At 55.7% G+C, this 14,871-nt stretch carries 16 protein-coding genes; 7 read left to right on the forward strand and 9 right to left on the reverse strand.

Annotated elements, in window-relative coordinates; genetic code table 11:
- Positions 1 to 27: 27 nt before the first annotated feature.
- A complete protein-coding gene (locus ACTJJI_RS18070) occupies positions 28 to 405 on the reverse strand; it encodes a DUF4440 domain-containing protein (protein WP_163280832.1) in 378 nt (125 codons plus the stop codon).
- The gene (locus ACTJJI_RS18075) at positions 402 to 1,610 is read right to left on the reverse strand and encodes an MFS transporter (protein ID WP_440655065.1); all 1,209 of its coding nucleotides are present in this window, start codon (positions 1,608 to 1,610) and stop codon (positions 402 to 404) included. Before ACTJJI_RS18075 ends, ACTJJI_RS18070 begins: the two co-directional genes overlap by 4 nt.
- A gap of 109 nt (positions 1,611 to 1,719) precedes the next feature.
- Here ACTJJI_RS18075 and ACTJJI_RS18080 point away from each other — a divergent pair, with 109 nt between their 5' ends.
- Positions 1,720 to 2,607: a LysR substrate-binding domain-containing protein gene (locus ACTJJI_RS18080; RefSeq protein ID WP_440655067.1), complete on the forward strand. Its 888-nt coding sequence runs from the start codon at positions 1,720 to 1,722 to the stop codon at positions 2,605 to 2,607.
- On the opposite strand, the gene ACTJJI_RS18085 is transcribed toward ACTJJI_RS18080, so the two are convergent.
- Entirely contained in the window at positions 2,604 to 3,011 is a 408-nt protein-coding gene (locus tag ACTJJI_RS18085; protein ID WP_014833073.1) for a MarR family winged helix-turn-helix transcriptional regulator, read from the reverse strand. The two genes, ACTJJI_RS18080 and ACTJJI_RS18085, sit on opposite strands and share 4 nt — an antisense overlap.
- A gap of 172 nt (positions 3,012 to 3,183) precedes the next feature.
- Here ACTJJI_RS18085 and ACTJJI_RS18090 point away from each other — a divergent pair, with 172 nt between their 5' ends.
- From ACTJJI_RS18090 to ACTJJI_RS18100, 3 genes are read left to right on the forward strand one after another with little or no spacing between them, the layout of a single operon-like run.
- The gene (locus tag ACTJJI_RS18090) at positions 3,184 to 3,786 is read left to right on the forward strand and encodes a non-oxidative hydroxyarylic acid decarboxylases subunit B (protein ID WP_014833072.1); all 603 of its coding nucleotides are present in this window, start codon (positions 3,184 to 3,186) and stop codon (positions 3,784 to 3,786) included.
- Positions 3,776 to 5,203, forward strand: a complete 1,428-nt coding sequence (locus tag ACTJJI_RS18095; protein ID WP_014833071.1) for a non-oxidative hydroxyarylic acid decarboxylases subunit C — start codon at positions 3,776 to 3,778, stop codon at positions 5,201 to 5,203. The genes ACTJJI_RS18090 and ACTJJI_RS18095 overlap by 11 nt, the downstream gene beginning before the upstream one ends.
- A gap of 10 nt (positions 5,204 to 5,213) precedes the next feature.
- The gene (locus ACTJJI_RS18100; protein ID WP_003862116.1) at positions 5,214 to 5,435 is read left to right on the forward strand and encodes a non-oxidative hydroxyarylic acid decarboxylases subunit D; all 222 of its coding nucleotides are present in this window, start codon (positions 5,214 to 5,216) and stop codon (positions 5,433 to 5,435) included.
- Between the two features lie 139 nt (positions 5,436 to 5,574).
- Here ACTJJI_RS18100 and mutS read toward each other — a convergent pair whose 3' ends face one another.
- Positions 5,575 to 8,136: a DNA mismatch repair protein MutS gene (mutS, locus tag ACTJJI_RS18105; protein WP_440655071.1), complete on the reverse strand. Its 2,562-nt coding sequence runs from the start codon at positions 8,134 to 8,136 to the stop codon at positions 5,575 to 5,577.
- 526 nt (positions 8,137 to 8,662) lie between these two features.
- On the opposite strand from mutS, the gene ACTJJI_RS18110 reads away from it, so the two are divergent.
- Positions 8,663 to 9,478, forward strand: coding sequence for a winged helix-turn-helix domain-containing protein (locus tag ACTJJI_RS18110; protein WP_440655073.1), 816 nt, complete (start codon positions 8,663 to 8,665; stop codon positions 9,476 to 9,478).
- Positions 9,479 to 9,498: 20 nt separating this feature from the next.
- Positions 9,499 to 9,954 (forward strand): hypothetical protein, encoded by a 456-nt coding sequence (locus ACTJJI_RS18115; protein ID WP_014833068.1) that lies wholly within the window; start codon positions 9,499 to 9,501, stop codon positions 9,952 to 9,954.
- Here the strand turns inward: ACTJJI_RS18115 and ACTJJI_RS18120 are convergent.
- The gene (locus ACTJJI_RS18120) at positions 9,932 to 10,177 is read right to left on the reverse strand and encodes a SymE family type I addiction module toxin (protein WP_046889043.1); all 246 of its coding nucleotides are present in this window, start codon (positions 10,175 to 10,177) and stop codon (positions 9,932 to 9,934) included. The two genes, ACTJJI_RS18115 and ACTJJI_RS18120, sit on opposite strands and share 23 nt — an antisense overlap.
- A gap of 173 nt (positions 10,178 to 10,350) precedes the next feature.
- On the opposite strand from ACTJJI_RS18120, the gene ACTJJI_RS18125 reads away from it, so the two are divergent.
- A complete protein-coding gene (locus ACTJJI_RS18125) occupies positions 10,351 to 10,695 on the forward strand; it encodes a nitrous oxide-stimulated promoter family protein (RefSeq protein ID WP_014833066.1) in 345 nt (114 codons plus the stop codon).
- A gap of 5 nt (positions 10,696 to 10,700) precedes the next feature.
- Here ACTJJI_RS18125 and ACTJJI_RS18130 read toward each other — a convergent pair whose 3' ends face one another.
- Genes ACTJJI_RS18130 through ACTJJI_RS18145 form a run of 4 tightly spaced genes read right to left on the reverse strand, consistent with a single transcriptional unit; the run spans position 10,701 to position 14,732 of the window.
- The gene (locus ACTJJI_RS18130) at positions 10,701 to 11,921 is read right to left on the reverse strand and encodes an MDR family MFS transporter (RefSeq protein WP_046889058.1); all 1,221 of its coding nucleotides are present in this window, start codon (positions 11,919 to 11,921) and stop codon (positions 10,701 to 10,703) included.
- A gap of 14 nt (positions 11,922 to 11,935) precedes the next feature.
- Positions 11,936 to 12,697 carry an ABC transporter ATP-binding protein gene (locus ACTJJI_RS18135; protein WP_014833064.1) on the reverse strand — a complete coding sequence of 254 codons (762 nt, stop codon included), beginning with the start codon at positions 12,695 to 12,697 and terminating at the stop codon, positions 11,936 to 11,938.
- Complete coding sequence (locus ACTJJI_RS18140) at positions 12,697 to 13,734, reverse strand: FecCD family ABC transporter permease (RefSeq protein ID WP_014833063.1); 1,038 nt, start codon at positions 13,732 to 13,734, stop codon at positions 12,697 to 12,699. The genes ACTJJI_RS18135 and ACTJJI_RS18140 overlap by 1 nt, the downstream gene beginning before the upstream one ends.
- Entirely contained in the window at positions 13,734 to 14,732 is a 999-nt protein-coding gene (locus tag ACTJJI_RS18145; protein ID WP_047361434.1) for an ABC transporter substrate-binding protein, read from the reverse strand. The genes ACTJJI_RS18140 and ACTJJI_RS18145 overlap by 1 nt, the downstream gene beginning before the upstream one ends.
- Positions 14,733 to 14,871 lie beyond the last annotated feature (139 nt).

A 14,871-nucleotide genomic window follows, 5' to 3' on the forward strand; every position in this document is an offset into this window, starting at 1 on the left:
CGTCGTGAGACGGGCCTTTTTTATCTCTCACGGCTGCGCTGTTTCGTGCAGCAGACGCCAGCTGATCGTCTCGCCTTCCCGATTGAGCACCGCGGTTGACCAGCGTACGTTGACGGGCTGGTCCGGGCGGGTCTGCGTCTCCCGGTAATGAAGCACCGCACCGTTATCCCATGACTGAATCGTGGCTAACTCATCAATGATGATTTTCAGGCCGGGTCGGCTTCCACGCTGGGCGTGCAGAAAACGGGCAAGGGCGTCATGGTTTAAATGCGCCCCACTCGGGGGAACCATCAGAAAGTCAGGCTGGAAACGGGCGAGCAGGGTATCAACATGACCTTCACCGGCACCCAGCCAGCTTTCCAGTGCGATATGAATATCAATGATGTCGTGTTCGAAAGGCGTCATGGTTTCTCCTGTTGCAGTTGTGCAAGCACCTGCGGGTTGTTAAGACGAAATACAGAGATGACGGGCACCAGGGTGATGGCCGAAGCAACCAGAAACATCCCCTGCCACGCGGCGACGGGGGGCAAATACCTCTGGGCCAGATCCAGCACCTGTGCCAGCAGAAAGGCACCCGTAAAAAAACTCAGCTGACGATTAAGATTCCACAGCGCGCTGGCATCAGCCAGCTCTTCCCGACGCGTTGTCAGAAATGCGCTGCTCTGCGCCGTACTGCTGCAAAGGCTGCCTCCTGCGCCCATTAATGCAAACGCAACGGTCGCTGGCAACGTGCCCGTGGTCGCACTGACGTTGAGCAAAAGCAGAATACCTGACGCCTGAAGCAGGCATCCCGCGATCAACAGAGGTCGGGGGCCGACACGGTTAAAGTAACGGCCCGTTGCGGTGATGGCCATAAACGATGCCAGAGACCACGGCAGCATCAGCATGCCCGTCGCGGCTGGCGTCATGTTGGCCACGCTCTGCAGATAAAACATGCCCGTGACGTTTATTCCGATAAACATGCCGGGGACACATACATAAACCATCATGGAAACGCGCAGAAGCGGATCGGCGAGCAAACTCAGGTTCAGCAGTCGGTTTGCTTTTATCGCTGGCATTTCATGCTTAAGCCACAGACAGGCCAATGCAAAGGTCAGGAGAGCAACCGGGAGGGTAGCAAAAAATACCCACCGCCAGCTTAAAGCCTGAACCAGTAGGCCCCCTAACGCAGGTGAGAATGCGGGGGCAAGCAGTGCAACCAGCATGACGGCGGAAGAGAGCCTGGCGCGTTCATGCGCTTTAAACTGTTGCCAGGTCAGCGCCTGCCCTACGGGGATCAATAAGCCACCGCCCACGCCTTGCAGCACCCGCCAGGCAATCAGAGTTTCAAGTGTGGCAGACAAGCCTGCCGCGGTGGAGGCTACGCTAAAGAGAACCAGCGAGAGAAGGATGACGTGCTTTGCCCCGATGCGGCGCGTCAGGGCACTGCTGAACGGGATCACCAGCGTCAGGCCGACAATATACCCGTTACTGACCCAGGCAAGTGCAGAGGGCGTAGCGTGATAGGTCTGCGCCATTGCCGGAAAGGCGACGCTGGCGATAAACATGTTGATCAAATCAAGAAAAAAGCCCAGCAGATAGACTACGGCGACTTTGCTGCGATACGTCATGGTGGATCCTCCGGTGAGGGGGCGTATCGTATCGGCTTGTCCGGTGCCGATAAACGCAACAATTCGCGATATACTGTCAAAACTATTTTGACAATAATGAAGGTTAACGATGCTGAATCTCCAGCGAACGGCGATGTTTGTGGCGGTAGCGGATGCGGGCAGTTTTACTGCCGCCGCAGAGTCGATGGGGCTGACAAAGGCCGTGGTCAGCTTCAATATTCGCCAGCTGGAAGATGAGCTGGGAGTCACGCTGCTGCTGCGATCCACCCGTCGCCTGACGTTAACCGAGGCGGGCGTGCTTTTTCATCAGCGAAGCGTCAGGCTTTTACAGGAGGCTGAACGCCTGCAGGATGACGTTCGCGCTAACCATGCCGGCCTGACCGGGGAATTGCGGATCACCACCACGCCCGAGTACGGTTCGCAGGTGGTTGTGCCTTTGCTGGCCGAATTTAGCCAGCAGCACCCGGACCTTCGCGTTCGTCATGTTTCGTCGTCTCACCATGCCGATCTCATCTCGGAGCGCTTTGATGTCGCCATCCGGCTGGGAACACTCGCTGATTCGCGCTACCACGCCGCCCTGATTTCACACTTTTCGATCCTGCCGGTTGCCGCCCCCGGGTGGCTGGCTAACCATCCGGTTGAATCTCTCGAACACCTGGCCCAGGCAGAATGGATCGTTCACGAGCGTTTACCTTCGCCGCTGCACTGGCAGGTGAAAGATGCGGATGGCAATCTGGTTGCCTTTGAGATTAAAAAAGCCTCGCGCCTGTACGCCGATAGCGCCCAGGCGCTGATGGCTTTCGCACATGCGGGATGTGGAGTGGCGCTGCTGCCGGAGTGGCTGGTGCGAAACGCACTGAATTCGGGCGATCTGGTATCGATTTTACCGGGATACACCTTTGCTCAGCAGGGCATCTATGCCGTTTATCCGGATGCCCAGCATGTGCCCGCTAAGGTCCGGACATTTATTGATTTTATGCGTGCCCGCGTGAACTAATCGTGCATCATCTTTTTGATCAGTGCCGTAAATTGTTCCCGCTCATCTTTGCTGAGACGCCCTAAAAACGCCTCATCCACCTCGTTGCCGACCGGTTTACAGCTTGCAAGCAGGGCTTCCCCTTCAGGCGTGAGGAAGACAAACCGGCGGCGCTTATCCGCAGGATCATGTTCGCGCTTCACCAGCCCACGTGATTCCATGCGGCTCAGCATTTCGGCCAGCGTCGCTTTTGTGCTTACCGCCACTTCCGTCAGGGCGACCTGTTCGATTCCCGGATTTTCGGCAATAGAGCGCATCACCGCATATTGTGGCTTGGTCAGCTCCGGTAAAGCATGTTGCCAGTGGGCCGTATGCTGTTGAAAAAGCTGCCGTAACAGGTGGAACGCTTCTTGTCTCAGTTCCATGAACACTCCGACGAAAAAATTCTCCCCCTATGATAGCCGCTATTGCCTGCGATTTTAACGCAGCAGTTTTTAGCATTTAGTGTGATCGTATGCGAACGATCTTGTCAGGCAGGCGTTCCGGGAGTAGTTTACTCAATATGTTCGTATGCGAACGAATTGATTGAGGTGCTGAATGAGATTGATAGTCGGAATGACGGGGGCAACAGGTGCTCCGCTGGGGGTGGCTTTACTGCAGGCGTTACGCGACATGCCGGAGGTCGAGACCCATCTGGTGATGTCGAAATGGGCAAAAACCACCATCGAGCTGGAAACGCCTTATACCGCGCAGGATGTCGCCGCCCTGGCTGATGTTGTCCACAGCCCGGCCGATCAGGCCGCCACCATTTCATCCGGCTCGTTTCGCACCGACGGCATGATCGTCATTCCCTGCAGTATGAAAACGCTGGCGGGGATCCGCGCGGGCTATGCCGAAGGGCTGGTGGGCCGTGCGGCAGACGTGGTGCTGAAAGAGGGGCGCAAGCTGGTGCTGGTCCCGCGTGAAACGCCGCTCAGCACTGTTCATCTGGAGAACATGCTCGCGCTTTCCCGCATGGGTGTGGCGATGGTGCCGCCCATGCCTGCGTATTACAACCACCCGCAAACCGCCGATGACATCACCCAACACATCGTGACCCGCGTGCTCGACCAGTTTGGTCTGGAGCATACAAAAGCGCGTCGCTGGAACGGTTTGCAGGCGGCGAAACATTTTTCACAGGAGAATAAAGATGGCATTTGATGATTTGAGAAGCTTCCTGCAGGCGCTCGATGAGCAAGGGCAACTGCTGAAAATTGAAGAAGAGGTCAATGCGGAACCGGATCTGGCGGCGGCCGCCAACGCGACGGGACGAATTGGTGACGGCGCACCTGCGCTGTGGTTCGATAACATTCGCGGATTTACCGATGCCCGGGTGGTGATGAACACCATCGGCTCCTGGCAAAACCACGCTATCTCCATGGGATTGCCTGCAAATACGCCGGTAAAAAAGCAGATCGACGAATTCATTCGCCGCTGGGATAAATTCCCGGTTACGCCCGAGCGGCGCGCCGATCCTGCGTGGGCGCAGAATACGGTAGACGGCGAAGATATCAACCTGTTCGACATTTTGCCGCTGTTCCGTCTGAACGACGGGGACGGGGGCTTTTATCTCGACAAAGCGTGTGTCGTGTCGCGCGATCCGCTCGACCCGGACCACTTCGGCAAGCAGAACGTCGGTATTTATCGTATGGAGGTGAAGGGCAAACGTAAGCTCGGCCTGCAGCCAGTGCCGATGCACGATATCGCCCTGCATCTGCATAAAGCCGAAGAGCGCGGTGAAGATCTGCCGGTGGCGATTACGCTGGGCAACGACCCGATAATCACCCTGATGGGTGCGACGCCGCTGAAATACGATCAATCCGAATATGAAATGGCCGGGGCGCTGCGTGAAAGCCCGTATCCGATTGCCACGGCACCGTTGACCGGTTTCGATGTGCCGTGGGGTTCAGAAGTGATCCTGGAAGGGGTGATTGAAGGCCGTAAACGTGAAATCGAAGGGCCGTTCGGTGAGTTTACCGGGCACTATTCCGGCGGGCGCAACATGACGGTAGTGCGAATTGATAAAGTCTCGTACCGCACCAAACCGATTTTCGAGTCGCTCTATCTGGGGATGCCCTGGACCGAGATTGACTACCTGATGGGGCCGGCGACCTGTGTGCCACTGTATCAGCAGTTAAAAGCAGAGTTCCCGGAAGTCCAGGCGGTGAATGCCATGTACACCCACGGCCTGCTGGCGATTATCTCCACCAAAAAACGCTATGGCGGTTTTGCCCGTGCAGTTGGCCTGCGTGCCATGACCACGCCACACGGTCTGGGCTACGTGAAGATGGTGATCATGGTGGATGAAGACGTGGATCCGTTCAACCTGCCGCAGGTGATGTGGGCGCTGTCCTCGAAAGTGAATCCGGCAGGCGATCTGGTGCAGTTGCCGAACATGTCGGTTCTTGAGCTCGACCCGGGCTCCAGCCCGGCAGGGATCACTGACAAGCTGATTATTGATGCCACCACGCCTGTCGCGCCGGATAACCGCGGTCACTACAGCCAGCCGGTGCAGGATTTACCTGAAACCAAAGCCTGGGCTGAAAAGCTGACCGCGATGCTGGCAGCACGTCAATAAGGAGGAAAAGATGATTTGTCCACGTTGTGCCGATGAGCATATTGAGGTGATGGCCACATCACCGGTGAAAGGGGTCTGGACGGTTTATCAGTGCCAGCACTGTCTGTATACCTGGCGCGATACCGAGCCGCTGCGTCGTACCAGCCGTGAACATTATCCGGAAGCGTTCCGCATGACGCAGAAGGATATTGATGAGGCGCCGCAGGTGCCAACCATTCCGCCATTGTTGTAAAAAAAAGCCCGGTGGCGCTACGCTTACCGGGCGGTAACATCGTGCGGTCTGTTTTGCCGGGTGGCGGCTTCGCCTTACCCGTCCTACAAAACCCGTAGGCCTGGTAAGCGCAGCGCCACCGGGCAAAGAGCGCAGAGAACTACACCAGATTCTTCAGCCGATAAATCCACTCCAGCGCCTGACGCGGCGTCAGGGAATCTGGATCGAGATTCTCCAGCGCTTCAACGGCGGGGGAGGTCTCTTCCGCAGGAGCCAGCAGCGACATCTGCGTGCCATCAATCTGGGTGGCGGCTGCATTCGGGGACAGACTTTCCAGCTCGCGCAGTTTCTGACGCGCGCGTTTAATCACCTCTTTAGGCACACCCGCCAGCGCCGCGACGGCCAGACCATAGCTCTTGCTCGCCGCACCATCCTGCACCGTGTGCATAAAGGCGATAGTATCACCATGCTCCAGTGCATCCAGGTGGACGTTTGCCACGCCTTCCATTTTCTCCGGCAACTGCGTCAGTTCAAAGTAGTGCGTCGCGAACAGCGTCATGGCCTTGATTTTATTCGCCAGGCTTTCGGCACACGCCCACGCCAGCGACAGTCCGTCGTAGGTTGAGGTGCCGCGTCCGACTTCATCCATCAGCACCAGACTGTGTTCTGTTGCGTTGTGCAGGATATTGGCGGTTTCAGTCATTTCAACCATGAAGGTGGAACGACCGCTTGCCAGATCGTCCGCTGCACCCACGCGGGTGAAGATACGATCGATGGGGCCAATCTCCACTTTTTGCGCCGGCACGTAGCTGCCGATGTAGGCGAGCAGGGCGATAAGCGCCGTCTGGCGCATATAGGTACTTTTACCGCCCATGTTCGGACCGGTAATGATCAGCATTCTGCGCTGCGGTGACAGGCTCAGCGGGTTGGCGATAAACGGTTCGTTGAGTACCTGCTCCACCACCGGATGGCGGCCTTCGGTAATGCGAATGCCGGGCTTATCGGTAAAGGTCGGGCAGGTATAGTTCAGCGTTTCAGCGCGCTCTGCCAGGTTCACCAGCACATCCAGCTCCGCCAGCGCACCTGCGCTTAACTGCAGGTCCGCGAGGTGTGGCATCAGCATGTCGAACAGCTCGTCGTAAAGCTGCTTTTCCAGGGCCAGCGCTTTGCCTTTCGAGGTGAGAACTTTGTCCTCATACTCTTTCAGCTCAGGAATGATGTAGCGCTCAGCGTTTTTCAACGTCTGGCGACGCACATAGTGAATCGGCGCCAGATGGCTCTGTCCGCGGCTGATCTGAATGTAGTAACCGTGTACCGCGTTATAGCCAACTTTCAGAGTATCGAGCCCGAGACGTTCGCGCTCGCGGATCTCCAGCTTGTCGAGGTAATCCGTTGCGCCGTCAGCCAGCGCGCGCCATTCGTCCAGCTCTTCGTTATAGCCAGGGGCAATGACGCCCCCGTCGCGGACCAGAACCGGCGGCGCATCAACGATCGCGCGCTCGAGCAGATCGCGGAGTTCAGCGAACTCGCCCATGGTTTCGCGGAGTTTCTGAACCGGTGCGCTGTCAACGTCACTCAGCTGAGCACGCAGTTCCGGCAACTGCTGGAAGGCGTGACGCATCCGTGCAAGGTCGCGAGGCCGCGCCGTGCGCAGTGCCAGGCGAGCCAGAATACGCTCCAGATCGCCCACCTGACGCAGCACAGGCTGCAGCTCGGTGTAGCGATCCTGCAGCGCGGCAATGGTCTGCTGACGACAAACGAGCGTATCCGTATCGCGGACGGGCATATGCAGCCAGCGCTTCAGCATGCGGCTGCCCATCGGCGTCACGGTGTTATCGAGGACGGATGCCAGCGTGTTCTCGACGCCCCCCGCCAGGTTCTGAGTGATCTCCAGATTCCGGCGCGTGGCCGCATCCATAATGATGCTGTCCTGCTGGCGCTCCATGGTGATAGAGCGGATATGCGGCAGGGCGGTGCGCTGGGTGTCTTTCACATACTGCAGCAGGCAGCCTGCGGCGCACAGCCCGCGCGGCGCGTTTTCCACGCCAAAGCCAATCAGGTCACGCGTGCCGAACTGCAGATTGAGCTGCTGGCGCGCGGAATCAATTTCAAATTCCCACAGCGGACGGCGGCGCAGACCGCGACGACCTTCGATCAGCGCCATTTCGGCGAAATCTTCGGCATACAGCAGTTCTGCCGGGTTGGTGCGCTGGAGTTCGGCAGCCATGGTTTCCCGGTCAGCCGGCTCGCTCAGACGAAACCGCCCGGAGCTGATATCCAGCGTGGCGTAACCAAACCCTTTACCATCCTGCCAGAGTGCTGCCAGCAGGTTGTCCTGGCGCTCCTGGAGCAGGGCTTCATCGCTGATGGTGCCTGGCGTGACGATACGCACGACCTTGCGTTCTACCGGGCCTTTTGAGGTGGCCGGATCGCCGATCTGCTCACAGATGGCCACCGACTCGCCCTGATTCACCAGCTTGGCCAGGTAGTTTTCTACCGCATGATGCGGAATGCCTGCCATCGGGATGGGTTCACCTGCCGATGCGCCACGTTTGGTCAGAGAGATGTCGAGCAGCTGCGATGCCCGTTTAGCATCGTCATAAAACAGCTCGTAAAAATCGCCCATACGGTAAAACAACAGGATTTCCGGATGCTGTGCTTTCAGCTTCAGGTACTGCTGCATCATTGGGGTGTGGGCGTCGAAATTTTCAAGTGTACTCATTAGGTTACCGTGTCCATTTTTTTTCAATTTCAATGAGTTGTCTTTTTTATTGTCAGGTTTCTTACTCTCTCATTGGAACGCATGACATCCTGCGTTTCTTATCATGAATCGTTCACGGACCATGATAACGGACTCTGCTGGACAGGAAAACAGACGTGCAGGCTCTTTCGACTAAAATGCGTACCTGATTCCAGCGGTGCTGAAGACGTAGGCCTGTCTTGCCGCAATTGCGGCAGGCGCGCTGGTCCGGTAACGCTAAAGGAACACCGCGCGATATTCCTTGCGTATTAAACGTAAACGGGAATAAAGGCGTCAGAATATAACGTGAACCTTTCTTTTTCTGTTTCAGAAACGTATTTGTCTTCGATGTGGGCACAATATTCTATTATGCTCATATTATTTTTATTTCAGCGTTACTGCTGAACAAACGCCATAACTTACTGCTTTGACAAGGAATATTCGCAGAGTATACTTGCTAACTCTGGCAACAGTTTTCTGATTCTGTTTATTGCATAGTGAGTATCATATGTTCTGGATAATTAACGATAATATTAAATTTTGTCCAGAGAAAAACTTACTTGTCTCTATGGCCCGACCGGAGTTAAGCGTCATTCTGACCACGCCAGCCAGTCGTTGCCTGGTTCTCCTGCTAGAGTCCGCCCCGGAAGTGGTTAATCAAAGGGATTTCTTCACAAAAGTTTGGGGTGAAGACGGAATGTTAGTTCCGGCCAATACCCTTTATCAGAATATCTCCATCATCCGGCGTGGGTTGCGCACGACGGGAGAGACTGATGACACGCTGGTTGCCACGGTACCCAGAAAAGGGTTCCAGATTAAAAAAGAAGTTAAGGTCGCCCGAATTGAAAACGACGTAACAGAATCAGAAAGCGCGAAAGCAGAAGCCCGGCCTGTCACCGTCCCGAAAGAGGTGATTGCGGAAACTGCTGCCGTTCAGGTGAAGGATAAGACCCCGCGTCATCACTATCGTCGCTATCTTCCACTGCTTTTTATGGCCCTCTCTTTTGGGCTGGGCTATTTTATTCTCCATCTGGCCGTGCATGACTATTCAAAGAAAGATTTTTTTAAAGATTACACCATAAGCAGCACCGAAAATGGGTGCCATTTTTTCTCACGAAACGATGATATTAAAAGCATCGGAAACTACACGCGTTATAAAAAAATTATCATGCAAACGGGGCTCGATTGTAAAAAATACCCGTGGGTCTATTTCTCCTCAACCAGTACGGCTCCGGCACTTTCGGTACTTATTTGCAGAAAACCGTATGAACAAGAAGAAGATGCAGGGTGCGTTACGCTTTATTTCAGGGGGTACAATCAGTGACTAAAAAGTCCACTGCCATAATGTGTCTCTTACTGTTTGCTGCGGGCGCACTGGCGTCCTGGCTTTACCATTATCGCTTAGAAAAAAAACATGATACGGAAGCCTGTTCAGTTTCTGTTGTTGTTTATCATGAGGATGTCCGTGCACACCTTACGCTGGACTTTATGTATACCATGCAGAAGCAGACCGGTGTTGTCGCGGTAGGCGGTACGTATTTTAAAAACGATAAGGCGATAGCGTCTATCCGAAGAGACGTGTCTTATATCTGGACTGAAAACAAAGACTCTTTCCAGTTTACCTCCGTTAAGATCCATGACGTTAACGAAGATTCTCTGCCGGATAACGTGCTCGGCGACGTGTTGCCTGATTTCTTTATTTACCCGAACCATAAATTGAACTATACCATTCTGAAACAAGGGCCCAGAGGGTTTCTATTTACCGTCGGTAAGCGTCCTATTTTCTTCTGCTCTCGCTGAGATCTTCTTTCAGTAGTTCGATGACAATTTTCCCCTGTTCAACGCCCACCCGCACCTGAGAGTGGGTGGTAAACCCTGCCTGCTCAAGCCAGTCGCCTTTTAAGCTTAATGCCGCATGTACGCTGTAGCGTGTCGGGATTTTGGTTTTCCGGTTTTCGTGACGTTTTCTGAAATAACCGACTTTTAAGTGGCGATAGTGTTTGGTCATAGCGATCTCTTGCATACAGCCTCCATAACGACGGGCAATGTGTGTTCGTAATGCCTGTATAAAATACCAGTAAAAAACGGCGAGTGTGGGCTTAATAGTGGAAGGTGGCTTCAGAAAACGACATGCAACAACTGAAAATCAGGGTATAAAAAGGTATTATTGATGCATGTTTCAAACGGTGAGCTGCTATGTCTGGTAAACGAATTTCACGAGAAAAAAAGACGATCGCCAGAATGATCGCTCTGTATGAAAAGCAGTGCCCGGAGGCATCTCAGGAAGCGGGGCATTATCAGGTGCTGAACGCCTATGCGGATAAGCGTCTGGATAAGTGTGTCTTTGGTGAGGACAAACCGGCCTGTAAACAGTGTCCGGTACACTGCTACCAGCCTGCCAGGCGTGAAGAGATGAAGCAGATAATGCGTTGGGCAGGGCCACGCATGCTATGGCGTCACCCGATCCTGACGGTTCGTCATCTGCTGGACGATCGTCGTCCGGTGCCGGAATTACCGGAAAAGTATCGCCCCAAAAAGTAACGGCTTCAGCCCCTGAAGGGGCGACAAATGACGTTCAGGGCGACCGCGCTGCATAACGGGAACAGGGCCAGCAGCAGCCAGGGATACATTGCCTGAGGTGAGGGCACCAGGGCGCGATCCAGCAGACTGCCAAACAGTAAATTTCCCGCCAGCACCGCAACACCGCCAGCGGTGGCGAGTGCGCCGTAGTGCGCGCCAAGCGTCGACTCCTCTGCAAAGCGTGGAACCAGATCCTTTGCCGAGGGCACCAGCAGCATCTGCCCCAGCGTCAACAGCGTCACAAGACACACGGACGGAAGTAACCGCAGCCAGCCTTCTGATGGCGCAGCCGGGGCGAACATCGCCACGCTCGCAAAGGAGGCCGAGAGCAGCAAAAAGCCCACCGGCAAAATTCTTACCGCGCCCACGCGTCGGGCGAAACGCGCCAGCGGAAGCTGCAAGGTGATGATCAGCACAGAGGCCAGCATAAACAGGGGGCCGAGATCTTTCTCGTTACCGCCGGCGCGCTGGATCTCCACCGGCAGCGCCAGATAGAGCTGGTTGTAGCTCAACAGCCACGAACTGTAGGCGATGATAAAAGCGACAAAACGCGGCTGACGGAAGGTCGTCCACCAGGGAACAATTGTGAGTGTCTGCTTGCTGTGTCGCGCAGCCGGAAGGCAGAAGTAGAGCACAATCAGCGCGACGACGAAGACCCCCGCGCCAGCCAGTGCCACCTGGCGAAACCCCAGCCCCGTGAGCAAAGCCCCGGCAACCGGGCCCAGCACCGCGCCAAGTTCACCGCAGACGGCAAAGAGCGCAAACCACTCAGCGCGGCTGCGTTTCCCTTTAGTCTCGCTTTGCGTACCCGCCTTTGCCAGCAGCGCTTCGATGGAGGGAGAGAACAACGCGCCGCCAATGCCGGTCAGACAGGCGCCAAGGATGATGGGCCAGAGAGCGTGTCCAAACGCCAGCAGCAGATAACCAGCAACGCGGATGATGCAGCCGCAGAGGATAATGATTTTGGCACCAAAGCGGTCGGAGAGCGCACCGCCGACGATGAACATCCCCTGCTGCGAAAAGGTACGCAGCCCCAGAATCAGCCCGATAAGCCCGCCGGAAAGCAGCATATCGTCGCGCAAAAAAATCGCCAGGAAGGGGACAACCGCGTAAAAACCGATGTTAAACACAAACTGGCTGCCCAGTAAGACGGGCGGCCAGAGCGTCGTGGCAGGGCGCAGGGGCATCATTCTAGTGGCGCCTAAACCATAAAATGGATGTGCTTTTTGCCATGGAACGGCGAGATCTCGATTTTGGTTTTCACCCGAAACACGTCCCACAGCAGCTCCTCTGAGAGGATCTCCTGTGGCGTTCCGGTGGCTACGATTTGCCCCTTCTGCATCACAATCAGCGAATCACAGAACATTGACGCATGGTTGAGATCGTGAATGGCGACAATGCTGGTCACCGGCAGGTCGCTTATCAGGTGCATCAGCTGCATCTGATGGTGAATATCCAGGTGGTTGGTCGGTTCATCCAGCAGAATTTCGGTCGGCGTCTGCGCCAGCGCCCTGGCGATATGCACGCGCTGGCGCTCCCCACCGGAGAGGCTCAGCCAGCCCTGATCGCTTTTTTCCAGCATATCCACCCGCTGCAGGGCCGCGGTGACGGTCTCGTCATCCTGCTTGCTCCAGTTTGAGAACGGGGAGTGATGCGGAATGCGGCCCAGTTTGACGACATCGCGAACGCGCATATTGGCATCGGTCATGCCGTGCTGTTCAACGAAGGCGACCCGGCGCGCAAGCTGCTTTTTGGCGATGCGGGAGATGTTCTGACCGTCCAGCGTCACACAGCCTGCATCCGGGCGGCGCAGGCCAGCCAGAATGCGCAGAAGCGATGATTTACCGCAGCCATTGGGACCAAGCAGTCCTACCGTTTCACCCTGCGCCACGTTGAGCGACACGTCATTGACGATGACCTTTTTGCCGACCTTCCAGGTAATATTTTCAGCGCAAATACTCATCACTTATTCCTTGAACGGTAGATGATCACGGCAAAGAACGGCACGCCAACCAGCGCGGTCACCACGCCCACCGGCAGACTTTGCGGGGCAATCAGCAGACGCGAAGCGATATCTGCCAGCACCATCAGGATGGCACCTGCCAGCGCGCTGGCAATCAGCAATGTGCGATGAAGGGGGCCGAAGAAGAAGCGCATCATATGCGGAACCACCAGCCCGACAAAGCCGATTGAGCCCGCCATGCTGACGATGGTTGCGGTGATCAATGCGGTGGTGGTAAAGAGCGCCAGGCGGACCCACGGAACGGCAATCCCCAGCGAGGCGGCGGCGTCATCACCAAAGGTAAAGGCATCCAGCGCCCGGGAGTAATAAAGACAAATGGCAAGGCCAGCCAGTACCACGACCAGTACCAGTTGAAATTCTGGCCATCGCACCCCGCTGAAGCTGCCCAGCAGCCAGAACATCACATCACGCGCCTGCTGCGCGCTGGCAGAGGTGCTGATGGTATAGGCGGTGATAGCGTTGAATAGCTGTGACGCGGCCACACCTGCGAGGATGGTGCGCTCGTTGCCGCCGCGCGCGCCGTTGGTCAGAAAAGCGACAAACGCAAAGGCGGCGAATGCCCCGGCAAACGCGCCCGCAGAGAGCGACACCGCCCCGGTCCCTATCCCCAGCACCACGACGGAAACCGCGCCGGTGGACGCCCCCGCAGAGACGCCGAGCACGTAAGGTTCAGCCAGCGCGTTTTTCAGCAGGCTCTGCAAAACCGCGCCGCAGATAGCCAGCCCCGCGCCGCAGCAGGCCGCCACCAGCGCACGGCTCAGGCGGAAGTCCCAAATCACGCTCTCGTAGATGCGGTTAAGCGGAACCGCGGTCAGCCCCAGCTTATTACCGATAGCATAAAAGACATTGGACAGCGGAATCGACAACTCTCCGACGCTTACGCCAAGGGCTATCACCAGAAACAACAGGACAATAGCCAGCAGAGCGGAAGTGGTCAGGAACAGGCCCTGCCGGGCCTGAAGTACGGCTGCCGTCATCAGTTCAGCCCCAGTTTTCTGAGCTGTTCGCCCACCTGTTCAGCGCCATAAATGGTACGGATCGTCGGGTTCATTGCCTGGCCGTCCATCACCACGATATGGCCTTTTTTGACCGCATCAAGCTGGCTGACGGCCGGATCGCTTTTCAGGAATTTGATTTTCTCTTCCGCGTTATCCAGCGCCCAGCGGTTACGGTCGAGGCTTGAGACCACAATCACATCCGGGTTAGCGGCAATGATGCTTTCCCAGCCCACGGTTGGCCATTCGGTCTCGGAGGTAATGGCGTTATGCCCGCCCAGTACGTTTGCGATAAACCCGGAGGCGCTGTTCTTACCGCCCACGTAGGCATCAGCAGAAGGGGATGAACTGGAGAACCAGAAGACAAAAGAGAGGTCTTTTTTGCTCTTGCCAAACTCCTGACGCAGGTCTGCCTCCCGCTTTTTGAAATCGGCGATCACGGCCTGGCCACGATCTTCAACGTTGAAAATTTTGGCGAAATCTTCAATTTCTTTATACAGATATGTCATATCCCACAGCTTCTGGCGGCTGCCGTACATATCGCCCGAGGCTTTTTTGGTGGCGCACATACCCGGTGATAAATAGCTGTTCACGCCGACGGTAGCCAGATCCTCACGTTTTGCGACCTTACTTTCTGGCCCGAGCAGCAGCGGCAATTGTGCAGGAACAAAATCGGGGTTTTGCGCAAGGATAGATTCCAGGGTAGGAATTTCGACGGTGAGCGTTTTGATTTTGGCATTCTGTTCCGCCAGCTGCGGCAGCACTTTGGTCGGCCAGAAGGCGCTGGCCTTCACCTTATCTTCCAGACCCAGCAGAAGCAAAATCTCAACGGTATTTTGACCAAGGGCCACGACGCGTTCCGGCGCTTTGGTGAAGGTCTCTTTATAACCGCAGTTTTCAATGGTCAGAGGATAAGTGGTTGCCAGAGCAGAACTGACCGACGCAATCGCCAGGCCTAACGCGCAGATGACCTTCTTCATTAAACGCTACCCTTCATTAAAATTATTATTGATGCAAATGAAACTCATTATTAAGGCGGAATTTTATACAGAGGAATCGATTTTGTGTCAATGAGGGACAATAACGCAGGGTGATGAAAGGCGGTGTCAAAAAACACCG

Source organism: Enterobacter sp. 22466 (assembly GCF_052044775.1).
GTDB lineage: Bacteria > Pseudomonadota > Gammaproteobacteria > Enterobacterales > Enterobacteriaceae > Enterobacter > Enterobacter dissolvens.